This window comes from Streptomyces sp. NPDC088197 (assembly GCF_044741185.1).
Classification (GTDB): Bacteria; Actinomycetota; Actinomycetes; order Streptomycetales; family Streptomycetaceae; genus Actinacidiphila.
Window position 1 is genome coordinate 48,832 of the sequence record NZ_JBIUSD010000026.1, and the last position, 21,906, is coordinate 70,737.

Genomic DNA, 21,906 nt, shown 5'->3' on the forward strand with positions numbered 1-21,906 from the left:
GGAAAGATAACAGGTATGGACCGAACAGCCTCGATGTTCCGGGGTGTTCGGTCCCACTGGTGCTCTCCCGCACCGCCCGTCTCCGCCACCTCCGCCATGTCGAACGGAGCAACAGATGTCCGACCACGGGATCTCCCGCCGCAGCGTCCTCGCGGCCACCGCCGCCGTCGGCGCGACCGTCGCCGTCAGCGGCGTCACCGCCGCGACCCCGGCCGCCGCCGCGACCCCGGCCGCCGCCGCGGCCCCCACGCTGCCGAACGGCACCAGCAAGGATAAGGTCCTCGTCGTGGGCATGGACGGCCTGCGCCACGACAGGATCGACGCGGCCACCGCCCCTCACCTCAAGTCCCTGATGGCGAACGGCACCTACGGCACCAGCCTGCTCTACGCGAACCCGATGGCGGCCACCGTCTCCGGCGCCGGCTGGTCGACCATCGCCACCGGCGTGTGGCCCGACAAGCACGGCGTGAAGGACAACACCTTCGCGGGCAAGAACTACGGCGCCTACCCGGGCTTCATCAAGCGCATCGCGTCCGTGAAACCGGCCCTGTCCACCTACGTGGCCGTCGACTGGAAGCCGCTCGACGCGCAGGGCACCTTCACCGACGGCGCGGACGGCAAGGTCGTCTACGACGGCGACACAGCCGACTACACCGTCACCGACGCCCAGATCGTCGCCGACTCCGAATCCGTCCTGCGCGATCAGAACCCGGATGTCGCCTTCGTCTACTTCGGCAACACCGACGAGGTCGGACACGCCTCGGGCGCCGCCAGCCAGGCGTACCTCAAGGCCATCGCCACCCAGGACGGCTACCTCGGCCGCCTGCTCGCCGCGGTCAAGGCCCGTCCCACCTACGCGAGCGAGCGCTGGACGGTCATCGTCGCCACCGACCACGGACACCTGGACGCGGGCGGCCACGGCGGCTCCACCATCGAGGAGCGGCGCACCTTCGTGCTGGCCCAGGGGCCCGGCATCGCGGCGGGCCTGCGGCCCATCGACACCCGCCTGGTCGACGTGGCCGCCACGGTCTTCAAGCAGCTCGGCATCGTTCCCGCCGCCTCCTGGGGCCTGGACGGCAAGCCCATTCAGGAGCGCTCGACCGATCCCTTCGACGCGTTGACGCTCTCACCGCGCACCGACGAGACCGGCATCCCCGCCGGGGTTCTGGGCTACACGCACACCACGCCCAGCGGCTGGTCGATCATCAACTCCGCGATGGGCACCGGCGGTGTCACCGAGTGGCGCGGCTGGTCCTTCGCCACCGACGAGTTCTGGTCCCGCGCCCAGGCCGACCAGTCGCGTGAACTCAACGTCCGCTCGCGCGGGGTCTTCGCGGTCGCCGACTCCGACGAGTGGGCCGACAAGTCCTTCTCCGGCACGTTCGACTCGACGCTCGTCACCCCCGCCCACGCGGTCACCGCGGGCTCCAAGGTGACCCTCGACTACGTCACGCACTACCTCCAGGAAGGCAGCCAGAAGGCCGAGATCCTCGCCTCCTGGAACGGCGGCACCCCGACGGTCGTCAAGACCTACACCACCGACACGGTCGCCAAGGTGGAGTCCCTCACCCTGACCGCGCCCGCGGGCGCCTCCAGCGTCAGCTTCCGCTTCCACTACACCGGTTCCAACAACTGGTACTGGGTGATCGACGCGGTCAAGATCACCGCCTAGCCGCCCGATGTCCGGGCAGGGGGCGCCGCCACCGGCATCCGCGCCCCCTGCCCGCCCGACCCGGCACCTGAAAGTGCGGGAGAAGACGCAGGTCAGCCCTGGCCGAAAGCCGGATGCGAGGCGATCGGCCGAATGGCAGACTCCGCACATGCCCCATGCAGACGTCGCGCCCGGAGTGTCCCTCGCCTACGAGACCTTCGGCGACCCCGCCGATCCCGCCGTCCTGCTCGTGATGGGCTTCGGCGCCCAGATGATCTCCTGGCACGAGGACTTCTGCCGCGCGCTCGCGGACCGTGGCCGCCACGTCATCCGGTACGACAACCGCGACTGCGGGCTGTCCACCTCCTTCGACGCCCACCCCGTCGACATGGGCCGGTTCATCGCCGCGGTCGGCTCGGGGGACATCGCCTCCGCCCTGGCCATGGTCCCCTACACGCTCCAGGACATGGCCGACGACGGCCTCGGCCTGCTCACCGCGCTCGGCATCGACCGGGCCCACGTCTTCGGCTCCTCGATGGGCGGCATGATCGCCCAGACGATGGCCATCCACCGGCCGTCGCGGGTGCTGACCCTGACCTCGATGATGTCCTCGACCGGCGAGTCCGAATACGGCCGGCCGACCCCCGAGGCGCAGGCGGTGCTCTTCGCCCCGAAACCGGCCGACCGCGAAGGCTACGTCGCCGCGGCGGACAGGGAGTTGGTGTGGGCCTCCCGGCGCTACGGCGACGCCGACGCCCTGCGCGACCTGGCCGCCCGCAGCTATGACCGCGCCTATCACCCCTCCGGCGTCGGTCGGCAGCTCGGCGCGATGATCCTCGGCGGCTCACGCGCGGACGCACTCCGGAAGCTCGAGGTGCCGACCCTCGTCATCCACGGCCTGGACGACACCCTGATCGGCCCCAGCGGCGGGGAGCGCACCGCGGAGTTGGTGCCAGGGGCCGAACTCGTCCTGATCCCCGATATGGGCCACGACCGCCCCCGTGAGCTGTGGCCCGAGATCATCGGCCTCGTGGCGGAGCACACCGCCTGAGCGATGACCGCGCCGCGGTCGCGCAGCGTCCGTCAGGTCGCGGAGCCCCGGCGGACCGGCCTCGCCCCCGGCGGCCGTACGGGCGCCGCTCCAGGACGCCCTCGTCGACGAGGCGGTTCAGCCGCTCGGCCGGCGCCTCGCGCGGGATGCCGAGGTCGCGAGGACCTGGCAGGGTTCTCAGTGTGCACGCGTGTCGGTCCACGGATACGTCCCCGGACGCGGCCCTGGGCGGCCGTCCGCGTACATCACCAGAGCCGCCGACCCGTTCACCGGCGCACCCGCACCAGCCATCAGGAGCTGACCACGATGCTCGACCCCGACGTCCGCCGCGTCCTCGACGGCACCTCACTCGCCCACATCGCGACCGTCCTGCCCGACGGCGCCCCGCACACCGTCCCCGTCTGGATCGGCACCCACGGCGACCGCGTCACGATCTTCACCGGCCCGCGGTCCCGCAAAGCCCGCAATCTGCGCCGCGACCCGCGCGTGGCGCTCTCCCTCACCCCGGCCGACAACCCCTTCCAGCCGGTCGTCATCCGCGGCAAGGTCGTCGAATGGCTGGAGGGCGACGCCGTCTGGGAGATCATCGACCGGATGGCGACGAAGTACACCGGCGGCCCCTACTCGCGCGACAACGAGCTCGTCGTCGCGCTCATCGAGCCCGAGCACCAGAGCGTGGGCATGGGCTGAGGATTCCGCAGGGCCGCGCGCCGCCGTCCGGACGCGTCAACGTCCCACGGCGTAGCCCTGCATGCCGCGCGGATTCGCGGCGGCCGACAGCACGCCCGTCTCCGGATCGCGCGCGACGGCGGAGATCCGCCCCTCCGACCAGGCGCCGCCGACGCTCACCGCGTGCCCCCGGCGGCGCAGTTCGGCCACGACATCGGGACCCGTCCGCTCCTCGACGGTGAGGCTGCCCGGCGCCATGGCCCGCGGGTAGAAGGAGCCGGTGAAGCTGTCGGTGTGCCAGTTCGGCGCGTCGACGGCGCCTTGCAGGTCGTAGCCGCCGCGCACCCGGTCGCGGAGCGCCACGGCGAGGAAGAAGTGCACCTGCCACTGGTCCTGCTGGTCGCCGCCGGGGGTGCCGAAGGCGAGGACGGGCACCCCGTCGCGCAGCGCCAGCGACGGACTGAGCGTCGTGCGCGGCCTGCGGCCGGGGGACAGGGAGTTGGGCAGACCCTCCTCGACCCAGGTCATCTGGAGCCGCGTGCCGAGCGGGAAGCCCAGCTCCGGTATCACCGGATTCGACTGGAGCCACCCCCCGCTGGGCGTCGCCGAGATCATGTTGCCCCAGCGGTCCACGACATCGATATGACAGGTGTCGCCGCGCGTGCCGCCGTCCACCGCGACCGTCGGCTCGCCCGCCCCGGCCCCGGTCGGCGCCACCCGCGCACCCGCGCCCTGCCCCGCGGCGGTCGCGTACGCGCTCAGCTTCGGCGTCCGACCCTCGGGGCCGCCGGGCCGCAGTTCGTACGAGGCCCGGTCACCGATGAGTTGGCGGCGGCCGGTGTTGTACGCGGTGGACAGCAGCGCGTCGAGCGGGACGTCCGACACGTCGCCGTACCACGCCTCGCGGTCGGCCATGGCGAGCTTCGTGCCCTCGACCAGCCGGTGGACATACGCGGCGGACCCGTACGCGGGCAGGTCGGCGGCGCGCGACGGCAGCAGGGCGAGCTGCTGGAGGAAGGCCGGGCCCTGACTCCACGGACCCGCCTTGCAGACCGTCCAGCCGTCCCACTCATACGTGGCGGGCTCCTCGTACGACGCGGACCAGCCCGCCAGATCGGCGGCCGTGAGCGTCCCGGTGTGCCGCTCGCCGCTGGTGTCCATGGTCGGACGGGCGGCCTGGGCGACGATCGCCTCGGCGACGAAGCCCTCCCGCCAGATCCGGCGCGCGGCCTCGATCTGCGCGACCCGGTCCCCGCCGCCGTCCGCCTCCGCCTCGGCGATCAGCCGCCGCCAGGTCGCGGCGAGCGCCGGATTGCGCCACAGCTCGCCGGGACGCGGCGCCTCGCCGCCCGGCAGATACAGCTCCGCGGACGTCGTCCACTCCGTCTCGAACAGCTCACGCACCGTCTCGACGGTCGCCGTGACGCGCTCGACCGGCGGATGACCGTCCGCCGCGTACCCGATCGCGTAACGCAGCACCTCGGCGAGGGACGCGGTGCCGTAGTCGCGCAGCAACGTCATCCAGGCGTCGAACGCGCCGGGCACGGCGGCGGCCAGCGGCCCGGTACCGGGCACCAGGTCCAGGCCGAGCGAGCGGTAGTGGGCGACGGTCGCGCCCGCGGGCGCCACCCCCTGCCCGCACAGCACCCGTACCTCCCCCTCGGCGGGCCCGACGATGATCGGCACCTCGCCGCCGGGACCGTTGAGGTGCGGCTCCACGACGTGCAGCACGAAAGCACCGGCCACGGCGGCGTCGTACGCGTTGCCGCCGCCCTCCAGTACGGCCATCGCGCTCTGGGAGGCGAGCCAGTGGGTGGAGGCCACCATGCCGAAGGTGCCTTGGAGGGTCGGCCTGGTCGTGAACATGCGCTGCGCCTCTCTCGGGTCGGGCAACTCCCGTCAAGGCGCGTCCCGTTGCCCGCTTAGAGGGCCGTCCGCCGCCATGACCTGGCACATCACGGTGCCGCGTCCTTGCACGCAGGCTAGCGACCGGGAAGCGGCGGGTCCGCGGCGGTCCACCATCCGGGCCCGCGCGGGCCCTTGACGGTGCGTCAGGCGACCGGCCGTCAGCGCCGCACGGCGCCTATGGTCAGCGGGTGGATGCCCGTACCGGCGCAGTGCTCGGTCTTGTCGGCGAGGAACAGCGCCGCCTTCTGGTTCGGCGGATAGATCCGCAGCCCCTCGACCTTCGTCAGCTTGCACTGGTCGGCGCTGTAGCCGCCCTGACCGTTGCTGTCGTGCAGCTCCGCGTACGCGGTCGCCTTCGGCGCCAGCGAGACGGTGCCGTGCGAACCGCCGTCACGGTCGGCCGCGGGACCGGCCTGCGCCCCGGCCGTTTTGACGTACGAGACGCCCGGATAGCCCGTCAGCGTGCACGCCGTGCTGCCGGTGTTGGTGAAGACGACCTTCGCGTGGTACTGCCCGGCGCCGACCTCGGCGTCCTTCAGCGCCACGCTGAGGTGGTCGCTGGCGCACGCGCTCGGCCCCGCCGCCTCGGCCGACGCGCCGCCGGAGCCGTCCGCCGACGACGTGGGCGTACCGCCCGGCGCGCTCTGCGTACCGTCGTCCGTCGTGGACGGCGCACCGGCGGACGGGGAGTCGGACGGCGCCGCGCTGACCGAGACGGACGAGCCCGCCGGAGCGGCGGACCCGCCGTCGTCCGAACAAGCCGTCAAGGTCAGGGCCGCCGTGGCCAGAGCCGCGGCGGGCACCATCACGCGTACGGACAGGCTGCGCATCGTGGGACCTCCGTGCGTCCTGGGGCCGGAAGACCGACCCCGTCGTACTCAATCACCGTGTGATGCCACGCCTGCCCCTGTCCTCCCTGGCTACACAGGCGCCCCAGGTCCGGGGGCACCTCGGGGCATCCGCCCCGAGGGCGGCGGTGGCTACGCGTTCGGCGCCGGGGCCGCGTCCCGATCCTGCGCGTTCCCGGCCTGTTCGCGCATCGCCCACGGGGACCCGTACGCGACGAGCAGGTCGAGGAAGGGCCGCGCGTCGAACGCCTCGGGGCCGAGGACACCACTGCCGCTCCAGGTGCCGTCGGCGAGGAGTTCGAGGGCGATCACCGGATTGATCGCCGTCTGCCAGACGACGGCCTGGGAACCGTACTCCCGCATCGACCACTGGTTGTCGACCACGTGGTAGAGGTAGACCTCGCGCGGGCGGCCGTCCTTGGTGCCCTTCACCCAGGTGCCCGCGCAGGTCTTGCCGTGCATCCGGTCGCCGAGCGCGGCCGGGTCCGGCAGCACGGCGGCGACGACGTCCCTGGGGGAGACCCGGGCCGGACCCCGGTCGGTGGCGACCGTGACCGGGTCCGTACGGTCCAGGCCCAGGTCGTGGAGGGTCTGGAGCTTGTCGATGAAGTCCTGGCCGAGACCGTACTTGAACGTCACCCGGCGGGCGTCGACCCAGCGCGGGATCAGCAGCACCTCCTCGTGCTCGACGTTCACGCACTCCACCGGTCCGATGCCCTCGGGGAAGTCGAAGATCTCGGGCTGGCTGAACGGCGCCGTGGTGTACCAGCCGCGGTCCTTCTCCCACACCACCGGCGGGTTCAGGCACTCCTCGATGGTGGTCCAGATACTGAACGACGGCGCGAAGTCGTAGCCGTCCACCGTGAGATTCGCGCCGTCGCGCACCCCGATCTCGTCGATGCCGTCGAAGAGGTGGTCGGCGGCGTAGCGGGCGAAGACATCGGACATGCCCGGCTCCACGCCCATGCCGACCAGAGCCAGCAGCCCGTCCTCCTCCCACGCCTTCGCCTGCGCGAACTGGTCGTCGCCGAGCTTCGTGCCGCACTCCTCGTGGGGCCGCCGCGCGTGCGGCACCGACAGCGACATCGCCATGTCCATATACGTCGCCCCGGCCCGGTGCGCGGCCTGGAACAACGGCATGACGAAACGCGGGTCGGTCGCGTTGAGCAGCACGTCGCACCGCCGCTCCCGCAGCAGATCCTCCACGGAGAGCTGGTCGGAGGCGTCGATCCTGGCCGTGCTGAACCGGTCCGCCGCCTCGCCCAGTGCCGCGACGGCCGCCTCGGCCCGGCCCGGGTCGTAGTCGGCGACGACCATGTGCTCGAAGAAACCGCGTCGGGCGGCGATCCGGGTGATGGCGCTTCCGACGCCTCCGGCTCCGATGAGCAGTACGCGCATGGCGGGGTTCCTTCCGCTGGTCGAGTGGATGAGCGGGTGAGCGGTGCGGCCGGGGCCCTCGCACGCGGGGTGCTCGCGCCGTGGAGTGATGGAACCGCCGGCGGCGCCGTAAGGTCAATGCCGTTGGCGTAAGCTCCCGGCCGTGGCCAAGAAGGTGGTGGACGGAGCCGCGCGGCAACGACGTCGGCCGACGCGGCAGGGCGAGGTGCTCAGCCACGAACTGATCGTGGAGACCGCCCTGCGCATGCTGGCGGAACACGGCGCGCAGGGGCTGACCGCGCGGCGGCTCGGCCTTGCACTCGGCGCCGACCCCAGCTCCCTCTACCGCTACTTCCGGGGCATGGACGCCCTCGTCCTGGCCATCGCCGACGAACTGATGGGCCGGGCCCTGGCGGGCTGGACGCCGACCGGCCAGTGGCGGCGCGATCTGCGCGACCTGGGCCTGCGGATCCACCGCGCGTATCTCGCCCACCCGCAGGCGGCGGTGCTGACCGCCAGCCGGGTGAGCGGGGGGAAGCGCGAACTGGCCGCGGACGAGGCCATCCTGGGCATCCTGCACCGCGCCGGATTCACCGGCCCCGGCCTCGTACGCGTCTACCACGTCTTCATCGACGGCTGCCTGGCCTTCGCCGCCCTGGACGCGGCCTCGCTGGCGCTGCCCGCCGCCGCCCGCGCGGCCGACGAGGAGATCTGGCAGGACACGTACGCGGCCCTGTCGCCCCGCACCCACCCGCACATCGCCGCGACCGCGCCCCTGCTCGCCGCCCGGATGACCCGCAGCGCCTATCCCGACGCCCTGGACATGCTCATCGCGCAGGCCGCCCGCGAACTGCCCCCGGCCACGCGCTGACCGACCCGGCGTCCTTCCCCGGATCCGGTCCCTTACCCCTGTATCGAAAGAACGCGGTAGACCGGTCCGAGCCGGGCAAGCGACCTGAGGAAGCAAACCGCCGGACAATCTGGTTCAGGAGCGTCACATGTACATAGGTATCGGAACCATCGTTCTCATCGTCGTCGTCGTACTCGTCGTCATGATGCTGCGGCGCGGCTGACCTCAGGTCGCACGCGCCGCGGGATCTCCTCCAGAGGTGATTCACGTGAGCGATCCGTCCGATGGCGGGGCACCGGCGGCAACGCCGGTGGCCCACGCCGTGACTGTTTCCCGGCCCATGAGCGCGGCGGAAGCACGCGTCGCCGCCTCGGAGTTCGCGGACACCCTCCACCCTCCGCTGGCCGTACGGACCCTGCAGAATCTGACCCTCGTGGTCTCCGAGCTGGCCGCCAACGCCCTCCGGCACGCCGGAGCGGTACGCGAACTGCGTCTGAGCGCCGCCGCGAACACCCTTCGCGTGGCGATCGACGACCCCAGCGACACCCCGCCGCAAGGCCGCGCGCCCGACTGGAACGGCGCCAGAGGCGGCTTCGGCTGGATGATGATCCAACGGCTGGCCCACTCACTGGCGGTGACCCGCCGCCCCGGAGGCGGCAAGACCGTCCTGGTCACGCTGGCCCGATAGGGCCGCCGGGACCTCGCGCCCGCACCCCGCCCGCCCGTGACCCGACCGGCATCCCGGTGGGGTTCGGGCGTGGCCCCCGGGGCAGACGGGCGGCATGGAGACCGCTGACCAGCCCGTACACCCCGCAGGACGACGGACCGCCCGGCCGGGCGTCCTCATCGCCGTACTGGTGATCGCCCTCGCCGTGACCGCCGCTCTGGTCCTCACCGGACACGGCCGCGACCACGGCGGAGCCGGAGCCGGCGGCCCGGCGGACAAGGGCGCGCCCGGCGATGGAAGCGCTGACCAAGGAAGTGCCGACCAGGGAAGCGCCGGATTCGGCAGCACCGATCCCGACGCCACGGCCCGTCTGCACGCCGACGCCGCCGACCTGTTGGTCCTCGAAGGAGTCTCGGGTCGCGTGCGGATCACCGCCGACGCGAGCGCCCACACGGTCTCGGGCACGTATCACCGCCCCGACGGCGGTGCGGCGCGGGTGCGCGGTGTCGTCGACGACGCGGCGGGCCTGCGCACTCTCACCCTGGTCTGCGGTACGGACACCGGTGACGACGACGGCGGCGACGTCGGGGGCGACACGGCGGGCTCGTGCGACGGCGACCTGACCCTCACCGTCCCCGAGAAGACCGGCCTGCGGCTGCGGCAGACCTCGGGCGAGACGCTGCTCGAAGGACTCGGCGGCCGACTCACCGTCAATGTCGCCTCCGACCGCCTCACCGCCCACGCGCTGCACCCCTCCCACGCCGACTTCGCGGTGACCTCCAGCAGCGCCGACCTCGGCTTCAGCTTGGCACCGGACACCCTCGCCGTGGTGACGACCTCCGCCTCGACCGCCGTACGCCTCCCGGTCCCGTCGGGCGACGCCTACGCCGTGACCACGGCCGCCACCTCCGCCGACGTCCAGGTGAAGGTCCCGAACCGGGACGGCGCCGCCCACCGGGTCGCCCTGACCGTGCACTCGGGATCGCTGGCCGTCCTGCCCGCCTGACGTCAGGTCAGATCCCTGAACGGCCTTCGGCGGTACGGCCCTTGAGGCGCCGTACCGCCGTCCACGAAGCGTTCCTCAAACTCGCCTGCTGCCTCATCACGCGACGACAGGTCAACTCATTGTGTTAGCCGCTGTCAGACCATGGGTATCCCCGGCGGCCGGAAACGGAATGATGCGAAGGTGGGCTTCTCGCCGAGCGCCGCGTTCCCCGTGCCCGGGTGCCGCGGTCTCCGCGTCCGAGCGCCGTGTTCCCGCGCCTGCCCGTGGTGGTCAGGCCCCTGACGCGTCCGGCCACGGCCGGTCGGTGCAGCAGCTGACGAAGTCCCGGACCACGGGATTGGCGTCGTCGGCCGGTGCCCAGGCCACGCCGACCTCGCTGTCGCTGACGCCGCTCACCGGGCGGTAGGCGATACCGGGCCTGGCGTAGAAGCGGGCGGCGGACGCGGGCGCCAGAGCGACGCCGTAACCGTTGGCGATGGCGCTGAGCCAGTCGTCGGGCAGGTCCGTGACGGCGCCGATCCGTACCGGACGGCCCTCGCGCTCCCCGGCGGCCAGCCATTCCTCCCGCCACCGGCCGGTCTCCGCCGGAGCGGCCACGAACGGCTCGTCCCACAGGTCCCGGAACGCGATCGTCTCCCGCGCGGCCAGCGGATGCGCCTCGGGCAGCGCGACCCAGCGCGGCTCGGTGAACAGCGGCACCACCCGCAGCGCCTCCTGGCCCGGGAACGGCAGCCGTACCAGCGCGACATCGACGTCCCCGTCGGCGAGCCCGGCGGTCGGATTCGCCCAGGACGCCTGGCGCATCTCCACCCGCCACCGCGGACGGCGACGCGTGAACTCCGCGATGATGTGCGGAGTCGCCTCATTGGCCGCGCTGGCGAGGAAGCCGACCCGCAGCAGCCGCAGGCCCCGGCGCTCCGCGCTCCTGGTCTCCGTCAGCACGCGGTCCCAGTCCGCCAGCAGCGCGGGCGCGCGCTGCGCCAGCAGACGGCCCGCGTCCGTGGGCGTCATGCCGGTACGGGACCGGGTGAACAGCCGCACCCCGAGTTGACTCTCCAACTGCTTGATCTGCTTGGTGAGCGCGGGCTGCGACACGAAGAGCCGCTCGGCGGCGCGGGTGAGGGTCCCCTCTTCCGCGACGGCGACGAAGTAGCGCAGCAGCCGGGTGTCCACGTCCATGCCCCCAGGTTATAGGTGCAGGTATTGGACGGGAAAGTTGAGTGTGACGAGGCTGGTGGTCGCGGGCGCCCGCACCATCTTCGAGCCCATGACGTTTCCGACCCCGAGGACAAGCATCGTGTTCACCGCGTATGTGATCATCACCGTCGTCACCATCCTGGCCAACGCGGGCATCGCCGTCGCGGACCTCGCCCGCGCCGAGTTCGTCCTGGCGAACTCGGCGGAGGTGGGCGTCCCGCAGAGCTGGCACATCTGGCTGGCCTCGCTCAAGGCCGCCGGCGCCGCCGGTCTTCTCCTCGGGCTCCTGGGCGTCCGGCCCGTCGGTGTCGCCGCCGCCGCGGGCCTCGTCGTCTTCTTCGTGGGCGCTGTCCTCACCCATGTGCGTGCCCGTGTGCTCTACAACATCGCGTTCCCCGGCGGCTATCTGGCCCTGGCGGTCGCGTCCCTCGCGCTCACTGTCGCCTACTAGCGGGTCGGCGGCCCGGAATCCGTTCCTTTGCGCGGGCCCGTGCCGCGCTCACCGGCGCGCGTGCGGTCCGGCCCCCGACGCAGCTGTGGAGCGGGTCAGTTGGCGAGCTGGACAGTGGTGTGGAGGTGGGCCGGGTAGGCGGCCTCGCGGAGCATGAAGTGGGCGACGTCGGCGCGGGAGATACGGGGGATGCCGCGCAACGGGAGGCGTTCGCCGGTCCGGTAGCGGCCGGTGAGGGGTCCGCCGACGAGCATCACGGGATAGACCAGGGTCCAGTCCAGGCCGCTGGCGCGCAGGATCTCCTCTCCGGCCGCCTTGTCGGCGAACATCGGTCCGAGCGCCTTGTAGACCGCCCAGTACACCGCCGGCGCCTGGTCGGCGGTGTCGCCGACGCCGTGTGCCGACAGGTGGACGATCCGGTTGACTCCGGTGTCGCGCATGGCCCGCACGATCCGCGGGATCGCGGTGACGGTCAGGGTGGGCAAGGTCAGGCCGTGCCAGGTGGTGGGGCTGCCGAACGCGGTCAGGACCGCGTCCTGCCCTTCGACGGCGGCGCGCACCGCGTCCTGGTCCCCGGTCACTTCCCCGGTCGCGACGCGGAGCCGGGGCCGGGGTTCCGGCGGGGTGGCCCGAGGGCGGACGAAGGCGGTCATCTCGTGGCCCGCGGCCAGTCCCTGGGCGAGGAGTTGCCGCCCGGTCCTGCCGTTGGCCCCGAACACGAGGAGCTTCACGTCGGCCTCCCGGACCGGTGTGCGGGGGCGCGGTCCGCGGTGGTCCCGCGGACCGTCACCCGGCCTGTGCGCATTGTCGCCCGCGGCTACTCGGTATAGACCTCAAGACTCACCACATGGGGCGCCGCCGGGCCCTGCGCGGTGTAGGTCGCGGTCGTGCCGTTGTGGGACTTGAGCGTCGCGGTGTGGGTGGGGTCGCCAAAGGGCGTCCAGGCGGCGCCGTCGGATGAGACGTCGATCCGGTACGCGGTCGTGGCCCCGGACGCCTGGACCACTGTGCGTCCGACGCGGGTGGCCTTGCCCAGGTCGACGGTGAGCGCGGCTCCGGGCGCTGTCGCCCGGGCCGGATGCCCGGGGGTGTCAGGGCTGTGGGTTTGGCACTGTTGGACCTGTCGTCGTCGCGGTTTCTGTGACCGCCGGGAAAGGGTGACGGGGGTTGTCACCTTTGGGGTGGAGGTTGGGGGGATGGACAAGAACACGAACATTCAGGATCCCGGCCGGAACGTCTCTCCCGCCGGTTCTCCCGCCGTCTCTTCCACGGTCTCTTCCGCTGGTTCTTCTGCTGGTTCTTCCGCGGGTTCCTTGGACGGGAGGATCGCTCTGGTGGCGGGGGCCACGCGTGGTGCGGGGCGGGCGTTGGCCGTTGAGCTGGGCCGTGCGGGTGCGGTGGTGTATGTGACGGGCCGTACGACGCGCGGGCGCGTCAGCGAGGTCGGCCGGGCGACGGAGACGATCGAGGAGACGGCGGAGCTGGTGACGGCGGCGGGGGGTACGGGCGTCGCTGTTCCCACCGATCATCTGGTGGTGGAGCAGGTCCGTGCTCTTGCGGCGCGGATCGGACGTGAGCGGGGGCGGCTGGACATCCTCGTGAACGATCTGTGGGGCGGTGAGCATCTGCTGACCGGTTCGGTGTTCGGGAAGAAGAGCTGGGAGACGCCGCTGGAGGACGGTCTGCGGATTCTGGAGCTGGGGGTGCGCTCGCATGTGATCACCGCGGCGTTGGCGCTGCCGTTGCTGGTGCGGTCGGCGGAGCCTTTGCTGGTGGAGGTGACGGATGGCACGGCGGTGTCGAACCGTCGTTACCGGGAGAATCTCTTCTACGACCTGGCGAAGAACGCCCCGATCCGGATGGCGTTCGGGCTGGGTGAGGAACTGGCGGAGTTCGGCGGTACGGCGGTTGCGGTGTCGCCGGGTTTTCTGCGGTCGGAGCAGATGCTGGCGCACTTCGGCGTGTCGGAGGAGAACTGGCGTGACGCTGTCCTGACGGAGCCGGATTTCGCGGTCGCGGAGTCGCCGTACTACCTCGCGCGGGCGGTGGCGGCGCTGGCGGCTGATCCGGAGAGGTCGGCGCGGTGGAACGGCGCGTCGACGTCGAGCGGGGAGTTGGCGAGGGTTTACGGTGTGCGGGACGTCGACGGCAGCCAGCCGGACGGGTGGGGGTATTTCGAGGATGTGCGGTACGGGGGGAAGGCCGGTACGGCGGACGACTACCGCTGATCCGGCGGCGGCGGGCCGTAGAGGTCGCTGAGGGCCTGCGCGTGGTCGCGGAAGCGGGCGCGCAGGCCCTGCGGGGCCAATACCTCGGCGTCGGCGCCCAGTTGGGTGAGCTGGGTGAAGGCGACGTCTTCGCTTTCGGCGGCCAGGCGGAGCGTGACGCGGCCCGCGGTGTCGGGGGTGTCGGCGCGGGCGAGTGCCTCACCGGTCGCGGCGGGGTCGGTGACGGCGGGCAGGCGGTCCAGCCCCCGGGGGGTCAGGCGGACGGTGACGGTGGTGCGCAGCAGTGCCCGGGCGAATTCCGCGGCCCTGGCCTGCCAGTGCGCGGCGAGGTCGAAGGCGGGGTCGCGGGTGAAGGGCTCGCCGGCGCCGGGGGACAGGGCGGTGATCCGGTCGGCGCGGTAGGTCCGCCACGGGTCTTCGTGTTCTGCCGGTGGGCCGGGGACGCGGCCCACGACGTACCAGACCCCGGCTTTGAGGACGAGGCCGTACGGTTCCAGATGCCGCGTCACGGTGGCGGGCGGTGTGCCGTCGCGTCCCGGCCGTGTGTAGGTGAGCTCGACGGTCCGGTCGGACCATACGGCGCGGGCGAGTTCGGGCAGCAGCGTGCAGGCCGACGGTTCGCGGAACCAGGCCGGTGCGTCAAGGTGGAAGCGGTGCGCTGAGGACTCGGCCGCCGCGCGCAGCGACGGCAGCAGGGTCGCGGACAGTTTCAGCCGTGCGGTGTCCGCGGCGTCGGACAGTCCGAGGTCCCGCAGGGCAGAGGGCAGTCCGGTGAGGTAGAGCGTCTCGGCTTCTCCGGGACCGAGCGTGGTCAGCCGGGTCCGGTACCCCGGCGCCAGCCGGTATCCGCCCGCCCGTCCCCGCTCCGACCGTACGGGGACTCCCGCCTCCTGCAGCGCCTGTACATCCCTGATCACCGTCCGCTCGCTGACCCCCAGTTCCCGGCCGATCGCGGCGGCGGTCACACCGGGACTCGACTGGACCAGCAGGGCCATACGGATCAGCCGGGCAGCGCGCATCCCCCCATGATCCCGCACCCGCCGGCGCGGCGGTGAGGGGTCAGCCTTTGCAGCCGGGGTCGGGAAGTATGACGGGTGCGGCGTCGCGGGTGGTGACGAACGCGCGGTAGCCGGGTGCGCCCGCGACGCATTTGGTGGCGATGTTGGCGTAGTGGTCGGGGAAGTTGGTGACGTCGGCGGGCGCGTTGTCACCCTTGTGGTTCGCCACGGGTGAGTCCCCGGTCCCGCGTTTGTCGCTTGCGCACCCGGACAGAGCAGCCAGGGCGATGGCCAGCGATGCCCCCGCGATCACACATCTCGTCATACGACCTCTCACCGGCATCCTCATCATCCTCGTCTCTGCCCGCAGGGTCTCCCGCGGGTGCGGATGCCCTGAAGGACACTCCGCGCCCGGCCGTGGTTCCCTAACCCCGGCTCGCGCGGTTGGCGTGTGGGTGAGGTGTCCGGCTTGCTGTGATGGCGAGGAAGACGGTCCCAAGGCGGTCGGCGAAGACCTCGCCGACAACGTCGACGCAGGGTGCAACGGAGGCCGGGGAGCACGGCCAGGAGCGGTGTCCGGCCCGGATTGGGCGAGGGCCGTTGCACCCCCAATGCGGGGTGGTACCTCACCTGTCTCCACTGCCGGTAGTACCCCTGATCCCTCCGAGGGCAAGCCCGCCAGCGGGAAGCGCACGTCGTCTCACCAGAAGAAGGCCAAGCGCGGGCCATGTAAGCACAACCACGTCGGCCAACGGTTCGCGCTGGCCGGAGAGCTGATGCGGCGTCTGCCATGGCCGCGGGCCGCCGACCAGGCCCGGATCGCGTGGGCGGTCAACGAGGTCTCCGACGTGGTCTGGACCGCCGATGATGTCCTGGCAGCCCTGGACCTGCGCCAGGAGCCGCCCGGCGGCGTACGGCGTGCGTCCGGGTTCCTCGCCGCCGGGCCGCGCGGCATGGCTACCATGCCCGGCTGGACCACCCGCCAGCAGCGCCCCGTACAGGTCGACCACCGCCACGCCGCCGTCGACGCCCCCGAGAACCGCAGCGCACAGCTTCGCAACCAGCAAGAACGCAGCGAGAGCACCTGACAGAAGCCGCGCAGCGCCGCCGCATGGCGTGACGTCGACCAGCTGCTCGAGCAGGCCCTGACACCCGAGCCCCCGGCCGCCGACATCGAGGAGCTGCCGGAGTTGGCAGGCCCGCAGGACACAACCGCGACAGAGATCCGGCAGATGCGCCGGGCAGCGGCCGCGGTACTGGCCTGCTCCACCGCGCCCGGCAGCTGACCGGTACCGCCCCCCACCAACACACCGTGGCCGCCGGTGAGCAGCGACGGCCGCACCGCGGTGTTCGACACCGACGGCTGAGGCAACCTCGTCAAGACCACCGACACCCGCACGACGAAGGTGGTCACATCCGGAGGCGCAAGTGTCACCTACACCTTCGACGGTGACAGCAACCAGCGCTCCCGCGTTGACGCCACCGGCACCACCACGTACGCGATGGACAAGCTCAACCGCGAGCCCCTGCGAACCCTGACCGACGGCTCCACCACACTGCTCACCTACACCCCCCACGGCCACATCGACACCTACACCGATCCCACCGGCCTTGTCGACTACGGCTACGGCGCCGCAGGGCGCCTTACTTCACCTACACCTACGACCGCCATAACCGGCTCACCGAAGCGGACACCCCCACCCCCGTTCACTACTGCCTGGACGCGGCGGGCAACATGACCGGCGTCGGCGCCCTCTTCACGTGCCCCGACACCAGGACCACCTACGCCTACAACGACGCCAGCCAGCTCATCTCCAAGAACGGCTCCTCCACCGGCTGGTCCTACAACGCAGCAGGAGACGAAACAGCCGCGAACCCCTGCATCAGCGCCGTGGCCCGCAACGGCGAGACCTGGTCGGACTTCAACCAGCTCACCGCCCTCACCGCCGCGTACTCCGGCACCGACAACGGCGAACGCACCAGCCTCGGCGCGACGACCTTCCACAACGGACCCGAAGGACTCGCCGCCTCCACCACCGCAGGAACCGACACCGGATACACCCGCGATCCCCAGGGCACACTCAACTCCATGAAAACCGGGGGCACTCCACAACCACAACCCCTACGGCCAGGACGCCTCGACCCCCCGTCGAAGCGCTGCCCCAGCCCTACCGCCCCCAGAGCACCTACCTCCACCCCACAGGCCCGTACAAAAAGGGCGCCCGCTACTACTACACCACCCCCGGCCACTTCACCCAAACCGGCCCCTCCGGCCAGGAAACCAACCCCTACGCCGCCTTCAGCAACGACCCCATCAGTCATACGGACCCCAACGGCACATTCATTCTGGGGGATACGATGGGAATCGTACTGGGAACCGCAGTCGGAGTTACAGCATTGGTGGTGACTCAAAACCCGTATGTTGCCGGATTCCTCAGTGGTTGTGTGGGCGGAATGACTGCCAGCTCCATGAACAGTGGAAGCACAAAAGGTGACCTTGAGTCGTGTGTTGGGTACGGCGCTGGCGGCGCAATTGGGGGCGGGGCCGGCGGCACTGTCCTCAAAATGGTAGGGAAATTGTAGAAGATTCTCCATGGACCGTGGCCGGATTTGCGAAAACCTGGCCACGGTCCATAACAAATGAACCAACTATACCGGCGGTGAACATGACTGGAAAAGTAGCATGCGGGGAATACTCGCCCTCTTGGTCGGGGTGGTCGCCGGCCTCGTGGACTTTTTCGCCACGGACAATGGGGCGCATCAAGCAATTTGGACGTGCTTGTTCTTTGCAGTCCTAATGTTCGCCATATGGTCCACCTATGCATGGCTTGAGCGGCGCAAACAGTAGAAAGCTAAAAGGGCGGGCGACTACGTCTCCGGCCTGGTATCCGACTAACCTGCGAGGTGAGGACGGCCCCGACCATCGGTGGCCGCCCTCGTCACCGCTAACCGTAGGAGTAGAAATTGAAGAGTGGTTTTGATATTGCAGTAGGCGGAACCCGACTGCCGGGCGGTCCCGTATTCGATCTCATAGGAATTATGTGCCTAATCGTCATATTCGCCATTATTATTGTGATCGGAAAAAGAAAAGCAAGAAAAATAACCAAGACCACTAAATATCTATTAAATTCATCTGCCCGGAGGCGCCGCCTTCGGGCTTCCTTTCGCAATCTGAAGGAGTCACGTGAGCACTCTGATTGTGATCATCGCAGTGATCGCTGCAGCGGCCTTTTTGGGCCCGCTGATGAGATGGAAGGGGGCGAACTTCCGAAAAAATCGGCGTCGTAGAACTCATAACAGAGGGCGAGATCATGCCCGACGACCCCGGAGGTCCCGATGCGCACCACCATGCGCCAGATGATGGGTGTCTTCGCCCAGTTCGACCGGGGAATGTTCGTCGCCAAGCTTCATCGCGGCCGCCGTACCGAGGGCAACAAGGGCGAGTACACGTACGGCGGGCCCGCCCCGCAGGAACCCGTCACCCGAACGCCGCACTATTAACTACGGCATCGGCTGACCTGCCCCGTACGACGGCGCCCCGTTCCCAGCATTCGAGCTGCCGGCAAGAGGCGCTCGGTGGGTCAGCCGGGCCTCGACGGCTGGCAGGGCTACAAGTCCTCCTGGTGGTCCAAGCCGTGAGCAGTGAGGACGCCCGGGAGACCGCCTGGCGGATCCACGGCGCCGTCGGCGAGTGGACGGGGCAAGTGGACGCCAAGGCATCATTTGCCCTGAAAGAGCGTTTTATCCTGGCAGGAGTGTTTGGCAGCGCGGTGCTGCCGTGGATGATTGCGGGGTGTTGATCCAAGTGGAAGCGGTGAGGCAGGTCGCCGACGGGCGCGCGACGGTTCGGGTGCGCTCGGAGGTGGGTGCCGCTGCGGCGTTCTGGTGCGGCGATCCGACGGGAGTGGGCCGCGAACATCATGTGGAGTCGACCGTTGAAGAGGACGTGGCCTGGGGCGGCAACACTCGACCGGCCACTTCATTTTCACCGGGGGTGGATGAGGAGGAAGGCGGTCGGATTGTCTTTCGGGGGCGGCTGGGCCTGACGGGCGATGGCGGAGCCATGCTGGAAGTAGCTGGAACCCACATCTTGTTCGACCTCGCCGACCCGCCGCCATCGACTGCTGTCGATGGAACGTGGGTCGAGATCAGTGTGAAGCGGAACAGCGTCAGCCTGTGGCCCTACCTGCTGTGATTCGCAGGAGGCCGACTCTGCCGCCGTTCAGCTGTCGCGCCAGTTGCGGATCGATTCCCGGGTCAGTCTGCGGCTCATGAGGTCGATCATCGCTATGTTGATCATGGCTTCGGAGCGGTGAGGGTGAGTTTCGTAGTCGCGGGCGGGCCGGCGGTGGTGCATGAGCCAGTCGAACGTCCGCTCGACGACCCAGCGCCGCGGAAGCACCTTAGAGCCAAGGGCACAAGTGAGAGCGACGATCCCTGCTGCTAGGATTACGGCATTTCCGTTTACCCCCTGAGTGATGCCAGCGATTCCCAGTGCTGCGCAAACAATTAAGAATATTACCAGCGTTCGTGTTGCGTCTTTGCTCATTTTTCCCGTTTTCTATTATTGGCAAGAAAGCCAGTGCGGACTCCCCGAACGGTTGGCCAGATCACCTGCTGGGGCGTAGACGCACGTGCCGGTGTTGGTCGACGCGGTGACCACGGATCCGAACGGCACGGGATCACGGCCATAGGCAGGGCCGGGTGCTGGCGCAACCACCGCGACAGCATCCGGGGAAAGTCACTCTTTTCGCTGGAATGCCCAGAAGGCGATCCCCGTCAAAACCATGCCTCCAAGCAGAGGTGGCCAGGCGGCTGCTGCCAGGGCAAAGCACCCCGTCAAACCCAACATGACAGATGCTGAGCGGGACTTCACGCCGTACGATTGATGGTTGCGCCATCGAAAGAGCGCTCCACCGATGAAAACTATTCCAGCAACCACCAACAGCACTTCGAATAATACGTGCATTATTTTTTTCACCTTACCAAATAGTGAATTCGTCGCCCTCATGGTCCACACTGGTGACCATGAGCGACGCACAGAACGAGGGAGCCCGGTCAGGCACCGCCGCCACCGGCTCAGCAGCAGAGTTTCGCTGACACCTTCGCCAACCCGGCACTCGTCGGCACGGAGAAGAAGAGCGACGACCCGCCCGTGGTAACCCGGGTCGACTGGCCCTGGAGAGACCCGGCAAGGCTGAGCGAGCGGCCCTGCTCTTCGATGCTCCCGGTGCCGAGCACCGGGAGCATCTGCATATCCGCAGCACGCGGCGAAGTGCTTCCGCCGCGAATCATTCACGCCGCGGACCGCGCAGCATGAGATAGGTCAGCGTTCCGGCGGCTGCGAGCGTAACGATTCCCACGCAGATGAATGCCACTCCGCCTGCGCCCTCCTCGTTACTTCCCTGGATGATAAGAAATACGGCAGCAATGAACGTGATGATGATGAAGATCACCATTCGCCGCGCCATATTCGGACCCGGTATTCCCATTCGGCACTCTTTTCGGCGTGGTGGGTGACATTGCTATCGAAACCGCCGACGCACCAGCGGCTGCTCTGGAATCCGCGGTTGGAGTAAAGCTACTCTTTTTTGGGTCCTCGAATAATCAGAAAAAGCACCACAAGGGCACAAGCAAGAGCGACAATCCCTGCTGCTAGGATTACGGCATTTCCGTTTACCCCCTGAGTGATGCCAGCGATTCCCAGTGCTGCGCAAACAATTACAAATATTACCAACGTTCGTGTTGCGTCTTTGCTCATTTTTCCCGTTTTCTATTATTGGCGAGAAAGCCAGTACGGAGTCCCCGGACGGTTGGCCAGATCACCTGCTGGGTGCGCCTTCCTCGCCGTCGTCCGAGCGGACGACGGCGACCGCCACCCCGCACCCGACACCCGCACCCCGCTCACCTGCAACGAACAACCCGTCTACGGCACGGACCACCGGCTCGGCTGGTCCGACTGGCGACGTCACCACCAGGCCCGCTCCCAGACCAGCCGCTACCGACGACAAGCAACTCAGACTTGAAGATCACGAACTACGACTGGAGTACTAACCCCGATGTTGCGAGACCAGCCTCGTACCCGAGTTGCAGTGTCGCGCTACTTCTTATTTTTGAACCTGAAGATGAAGAATATTACGCCTGCTACGACGGCGCACACGCAGGTAATTGCGATATCCGTTCCGGTGCTACTGGGCAGGCTCGTCCCTCCGGCGGCGAAGTTTATTGTCGTCATTTTGACTCCTGCCGCTTGTATTGGATGCCATGCTTACTCGTGTCGGGCCTATCGGAGGCCATTTTGCTTTTGCCTTCGGTATCGGACGAATCCGACTCCCAGGAGTGGGGCGATCAATACAGGGAGTGTGCCGCCCCAGGCCGAAGCCGCACTTTTTCCGCTGGCGGTCATTATGAATCCAACGATCACGTAGAAGCCTAAGAAAGCCGCAGCGAGGTACAGCCAGCCGCGAGCGGAGTTTTTCTCGATTTTATCGGAAATGAATATCACCTCTCGAAGGGGGCTGGGGGGCGCTCCTGGAGAGAGCGCTCCCCAGCGATCTAATTCACGACAGAGCTACCTGCACTGAATATGATGCGGCCACACCGAACGCATAGCAGCCTACGGTGGAAAGTCCGGCGGATTCAGGGGCTGTTGCTGCCTCACATACGGCACCGGCCACCACTCCTGCGCTGATGCTGGCGAACCCAGACGCCGCTCCTGAAATGTCTCCGCTCAGCAGGCTAGTGCCTGCCTGCAGCCAGTCATAAGCGTCGAGCCCTTTTGCGAGGCCACTAGTCACCGACGACAGTCCGAATTGCCCGGTGGGGTCGGTGTTGTTGATGGGGTCGTCGCCTGCGTAGGCGTAGCGGTTGCCCTGGGCGGGGTCGGTGAGGAAGGAGTGTGCGTCTTGGGTGGTGAAGCGGCCGGTGGTGGGGTTGTACCAGCGCTGGCCGTATTTGATCCAGCCGGTGGTGCGGTCGTAGGTGCCGCCGACGTAGCGGTAGGGG

General features: G+C 69.3%; 25 protein-coding genes and 2 pseudogenes. 15 read left to right on the plus strand and 12 right to left on the minus strand.

All coding sequences use genetic code 11. The annotated features are described in order from the left end of the window. The first annotated feature begins 115 nt into the window (after positions 1-115). The 3 genes from ACIOC1_RS34585 to ACIOC1_RS34595 all read left to right on the plus strand — a co-directional run bounded on the left by ACIOC1_RS34585 (position 116) and on the right by ACIOC1_RS34595 (position 3,392). Positions 116-1,672, plus strand: a complete 1,557-nt coding sequence (locus ACIOC1_RS34585) for an alkaline phosphatase family protein (RefSeq protein ID WP_401858445.1) — start codon at positions 116-118, stop codon at positions 1,670-1,672. Between the two features lie 148 nt (positions 1,673-1,820). Further along, the gene (locus ACIOC1_RS34590) at positions 1,821-2,702 is read left to right on the plus strand and encodes an alpha/beta fold hydrolase (RefSeq protein WP_391050008.1); all 882 of its coding nucleotides are present in this window, start codon (positions 1,821-1,823) and stop codon (positions 2,700-2,702) included. A gap of 306 nt (positions 2,703-3,008) precedes the next feature. Next, positions 3,009-3,392 (plus strand): PPOX class F420-dependent oxidoreductase, encoded by a 384-nt coding sequence (locus ACIOC1_RS34595; protein ID WP_355348495.1) that lies wholly within the window; start codon positions 3,009-3,011, stop codon positions 3,390-3,392. A gap of 36 nt (positions 3,393-3,428) precedes the next feature. Here the strand turns inward: ACIOC1_RS34595 and ACIOC1_RS34600 are convergent, their stop codons facing one another. The 3 genes from ACIOC1_RS34600 to ACIOC1_RS34610 form a co-directional block, all read right to left on the minus strand. Continuing rightward, positions 3,429-5,237 carry a gamma-glutamyltransferase family protein gene (locus ACIOC1_RS34600; RefSeq protein ID WP_401858450.1) on the minus strand — a complete coding sequence of 603 codons (1,809 nt, stop codon included), beginning with the start codon at positions 5,235-5,237 and terminating at the stop codon, positions 3,429-3,431. Between the two features lie 200 nt (positions 5,238-5,437). Further along, entirely contained in the window at positions 5,438-6,109 is a 672-nt protein-coding gene (locus ACIOC1_RS34605; protein ID WP_391050013.1) for a DUF4232 domain-containing protein, read from the minus strand. A 150-nt stretch (positions 6,110-6,259) separates the two neighbouring features. After that, positions 6,260-7,525: a saccharopine dehydrogenase C-terminal domain-containing protein gene (locus tag ACIOC1_RS34610; RefSeq protein ID WP_391050014.1), complete on the minus strand. Its 1,266-nt coding sequence runs from the start codon at positions 7,523-7,525 to the stop codon at positions 6,260-6,262. 142 nt (positions 7,526-7,667) lie between these two features. Between ACIOC1_RS34610 and ACIOC1_RS34615 the strand changes: the two genes are divergently transcribed. The 3 genes from ACIOC1_RS34615 to ACIOC1_RS34625 all read left to right on the plus strand — a co-directional run bounded on the left by ACIOC1_RS34615 (position 7,668) and on the right by ACIOC1_RS34625 (position 10,027). Continuing rightward, positions 7,668-8,375, plus strand: coding sequence for a helix-turn-helix domain-containing protein (locus ACIOC1_RS34615; protein WP_355348507.1), 708 nt, complete (start codon positions 7,668-7,670; stop codon positions 8,373-8,375). Between the two features lie 319 nt (positions 8,376-8,694). Then, positions 8,695-9,042: an ATP-binding protein gene (locus tag ACIOC1_RS34620; protein ID WP_188283376.1), complete on the plus strand. Its 348-nt coding sequence runs from the start codon at positions 8,695-8,697 to the stop codon at positions 9,040-9,042. Between the two features lie 94 nt (positions 9,043-9,136). Beyond that, entirely contained in the window at positions 9,137-10,027 is an 891-nt protein-coding gene (locus ACIOC1_RS34625; RefSeq protein WP_401858454.1) for a hypothetical protein, read from the plus strand. 270 nt (positions 10,028-10,297) lie between these two features. On the opposite strand, the gene ACIOC1_RS34630 is transcribed toward ACIOC1_RS34625, so the two are convergent. Continuing rightward, the gene (locus ACIOC1_RS34630; protein ID WP_391050021.1) at positions 10,298-11,206 is read right to left on the minus strand and encodes a LysR substrate-binding domain-containing protein; all 909 of its coding nucleotides are present in this window, start codon (positions 11,204-11,206) and stop codon (positions 10,298-10,300) included. An 88-nt stretch (positions 11,207-11,294) separates the two neighbouring features. On the opposite strand from ACIOC1_RS34630, the gene ACIOC1_RS34635 reads away from it, so the two are divergent. Next, positions 11,295-11,675 carry a DoxX family protein gene (locus ACIOC1_RS34635; protein ID WP_391162205.1) on the plus strand — a complete coding sequence of 127 codons (381 nt, stop codon included), beginning with the start codon at positions 11,295-11,297 and terminating at the stop codon, positions 11,673-11,675. 95 nt (positions 11,676-11,770) lie between these two features. Here ACIOC1_RS34635 and ACIOC1_RS34640 read toward each other — a convergent pair whose 3' ends face one another. Continuing rightward, positions 11,771-12,406: an NAD(P)-dependent oxidoreductase gene (locus tag ACIOC1_RS34640; RefSeq protein WP_401858457.1), complete on the minus strand. Its 636-nt coding sequence runs from the start codon at positions 12,404-12,406 to the stop codon at positions 11,771-11,773. A gap of 86 nt (positions 12,407-12,492) precedes the next feature. Further along, a complete protein-coding gene (locus tag ACIOC1_RS34645; protein ID WP_401858460.1) occupies positions 12,493-12,891 on the minus strand; it encodes a discoidin domain-containing protein in 399 nt (132 codons plus the stop codon). Between ACIOC1_RS34645 and ACIOC1_RS34650 the strand changes: the two genes are divergently transcribed. Continuing rightward, positions 12,872-13,903: an SDR family oxidoreductase gene (locus ACIOC1_RS34650; RefSeq protein WP_401858463.1), complete on the plus strand. Its 1,032-nt coding sequence runs from the start codon at positions 12,872-12,874 to the stop codon at positions 13,901-13,903. The genes ACIOC1_RS34645 and ACIOC1_RS34650 overlap by 20 nt on opposite strands. On the opposite strand, the gene ACIOC1_RS34655 is transcribed toward ACIOC1_RS34650, so the two are convergent. Both ACIOC1_RS34655 and ACIOC1_RS34660 read right to left on the minus strand, forming a co-directional pair. Beyond that, entirely contained in the window at positions 13,894-14,922 is a 1,029-nt protein-coding gene (locus tag ACIOC1_RS34655; protein WP_401858465.1) for a helix-turn-helix transcriptional regulator, read from the minus strand. The genes ACIOC1_RS34650 and ACIOC1_RS34655 overlap by 10 nt on opposite strands. Positions 14,923-14,962: 40 nt before the next feature. Beyond that, positions 14,963-15,130: a hypothetical protein gene (locus ACIOC1_RS34660; RefSeq protein ID WP_355348527.1), complete on the minus strand. Its 168-nt coding sequence runs from the start codon at positions 15,128-15,130 to the stop codon at positions 14,963-14,965. Positions 15,131-15,677: 547 nt separating this feature from the next. On the opposite strand from ACIOC1_RS34660, the gene ACIOC1_RS34665 reads away from it, so the two are divergent. Next, the gene (locus ACIOC1_RS34665; protein WP_401858468.1) at positions 15,678-15,989 is read left to right on the plus strand and encodes a hypothetical protein; all 312 of its coding nucleotides are present in this window, start codon (positions 15,678-15,680) and stop codon (positions 15,987-15,989) included. Between the two features lie 318 nt (positions 15,990-16,307). Next, positions 16,308-16,640, plus strand: coding sequence for a hypothetical protein (locus tag ACIOC1_RS34670; protein ID WP_401858471.1), 333 nt, complete (start codon positions 16,308-16,310; stop codon positions 16,638-16,640). A gap of 103 nt (positions 16,641-16,743) precedes the next feature. Here ACIOC1_RS34670 and ACIOC1_RS34675 read toward each other — a convergent pair whose 3' ends face one another. Then, the gene (locus tag ACIOC1_RS34675; RefSeq protein WP_401858488.1) at positions 16,744-16,992 is read right to left on the minus strand and encodes a hypothetical protein; all 249 of its coding nucleotides are present in this window, start codon (positions 16,990-16,992) and stop codon (positions 16,744-16,746) included. Positions 16,993-17,058: 66 nt separating this feature from the next. On the opposite strand from ACIOC1_RS34675, the gene ACIOC1_RS34680 reads away from it, so the two are divergent. From ACIOC1_RS34680 to ACIOC1_RS34695, 4 genes are all read left to right on the plus strand, one after another. Then, positions 17,059-17,484 (plus strand): RHS repeat-associated core domain-containing protein, encoded by a 426-nt coding sequence (locus ACIOC1_RS34680; protein ID WP_401858485.1) that lies wholly within the window; start codon positions 17,059-17,061, stop codon positions 17,482-17,484. Between the two features lie 753 nt (positions 17,485-18,237). Beyond that, positions 18,238-18,402: a hypothetical protein gene (locus tag ACIOC1_RS34685; RefSeq protein ID WP_391050034.1), complete on the plus strand. Its 165-nt coding sequence runs from the start codon at positions 18,238-18,240 to the stop codon at positions 18,400-18,402. Positions 18,403-18,536: 134 nt separating this feature from the next. Then, a complete protein-coding gene (locus ACIOC1_RS34690) occupies positions 18,537-18,701 on the plus strand; it encodes a hypothetical protein (RefSeq protein WP_401858476.1) in 165 nt (54 codons plus the stop codon). Then, positions 18,695-19,096, plus strand: coding sequence for a hypothetical protein (locus ACIOC1_RS34695; protein ID WP_401858479.1), 402 nt, complete (start codon positions 18,695-18,697; stop codon positions 19,094-19,096). Before ACIOC1_RS34690 ends, ACIOC1_RS34695 begins: the two co-directional genes overlap by 7 nt. Positions 19,097-19,123: 27 nt before the next feature. On the opposite strand, the pseudogene ACIOC1_RS34700 reads toward ACIOC1_RS34695, so the two are convergent. Continuing rightward, positions 19,124-19,312 (minus strand): annotated as a pseudogene (locus ACIOC1_RS34700) (transposase); the annotation flags it as partial. An 880-nt stretch (positions 19,313-20,192) separates the two neighbouring features. After that, entirely contained in the window at positions 20,193-20,360 is a 168-nt protein-coding gene (locus tag ACIOC1_RS34705; protein ID WP_391049368.1) for a hypothetical protein, read from the minus strand. Positions 20,361-20,738: 378 nt separating this feature from the next. On the opposite strand from ACIOC1_RS34705, the pseudogene ACIOC1_RS34710 reads away from it, so the two are divergent. Continuing rightward, positions 20,739-20,927: pseudogene (locus ACIOC1_RS34710) on the plus strand (IS701 family transposase); the annotation flags it as partial. A 534-nt stretch (positions 20,928-21,461) separates the two neighbouring features. On the opposite strand, the gene ACIOC1_RS34715 reads toward ACIOC1_RS34710, so the two are convergent. Continuing rightward, positions 21,462-21,906 (minus strand): RHS repeat-associated core domain-containing protein (locus ACIOC1_RS34715; RefSeq protein ID WP_401858482.1); only part of this gene is annotated, 445 nt, incomplete at its 5' end.

Coding starts and splice junctions, on each gene's coding strand:
- ACIOC1_RS34585 (WP_401858445.1), top strand. CDS start 116: ATGTCCGACCACGGGATCTCCCGCCGCAGCGTCCTCGCGGCCACCGCC.
- ACIOC1_RS34590 (WP_391050008.1), top strand. CDS start 1,821: ATGCCCCATGCAGACGTCGCGCCCGGAGTGTCCCTCGCCTACGAGACC.
- ACIOC1_RS34595 (WP_355348495.1), top strand. CDS start 3,009: ATGCTCGACCCCGACGTCCGCCGCGTCCTCGACGGCACCTCACTCGCC.
- ACIOC1_RS34600 (WP_401858450.1), bottom strand. CDS start 5,237: ATGTTCACGACCAGGCCGACCCTCCAAGGCACCTTCGGCATGGTGGCC.
- ACIOC1_RS34605 (WP_391050013.1), bottom strand. CDS start 6,109: ATGCGCAGCCTGTCCGTACGCGTGATGGTGCCCGCCGCGGCTCTGGCC.
- ACIOC1_RS34610 (WP_391050014.1), bottom strand. CDS start 7,525: ATGCGCGTACTGCTCATCGGAGCCGGAGGCGTCGGAAGCGCCATCACC.
- ACIOC1_RS34620 (WP_188283376.1), top strand. CDS start 8,695: ATGAGCGCGGCGGAAGCACGCGTCGCCGCCTCGGAGTTCGCGGACACC.
- ACIOC1_RS34625 (WP_401858454.1), top strand. CDS start 9,137: ATGGAGACCGCTGACCAGCCCGTACACCCCGCAGGACGACGGACCGCC.
- ACIOC1_RS34630 (WP_391050021.1), bottom strand. CDS start 11,206: ATGGACGTGGACACCCGGCTGCTGCGCTACTTCGTCGCCGTCGCGGAA.
- ACIOC1_RS34635 (WP_391162205.1), top strand. CDS start 11,295: ATGACGTTTCCGACCCCGAGGACAAGCATCGTGTTCACCGCGTATGTG.
- ACIOC1_RS34650 (WP_401858463.1), top strand. CDS start 12,872: ATGGACAAGAACACGAACATTCAGGATCCCGGCCGGAACGTCTCTCCC.
- ACIOC1_RS34645 (WP_401858460.1), bottom strand. CDS start 12,891: ATGTTCGTGTTCTTGTCCATCCCCCCAACCTCCACCCCAAAGGTGACA.
- ACIOC1_RS34655 (WP_401858465.1), bottom strand. CDS start 14,922: ATGCGCGCTGCCCGGCTGATCCGTATGGCCCTGCTGGTCCAGTCGAGT.
- ACIOC1_RS34665 (WP_401858468.1), top strand. CDS start 15,678: ATGCGGCGTCTGCCATGGCCGCGGGCCGCCGACCAGGCCCGGATCGCG.
- ACIOC1_RS34675 (WP_401858488.1), bottom strand. CDS start 16,992: ATGGAGTTGAGTGTGCCCTGGGGATCGCGGGTGTATCCGGTGTCGGTT.
- ACIOC1_RS34685 (WP_391050034.1), top strand. CDS start 18,238: ATGCGCACCACCATGCGCCAGATGATGGGTGTCTTCGCCCAGTTCGAC.
- ACIOC1_RS34705 (WP_391049368.1), bottom strand. CDS start 20,360: ATGGTGATCTTCATCATCATCACGTTCATTGCTGCCGTATTTCTTATC.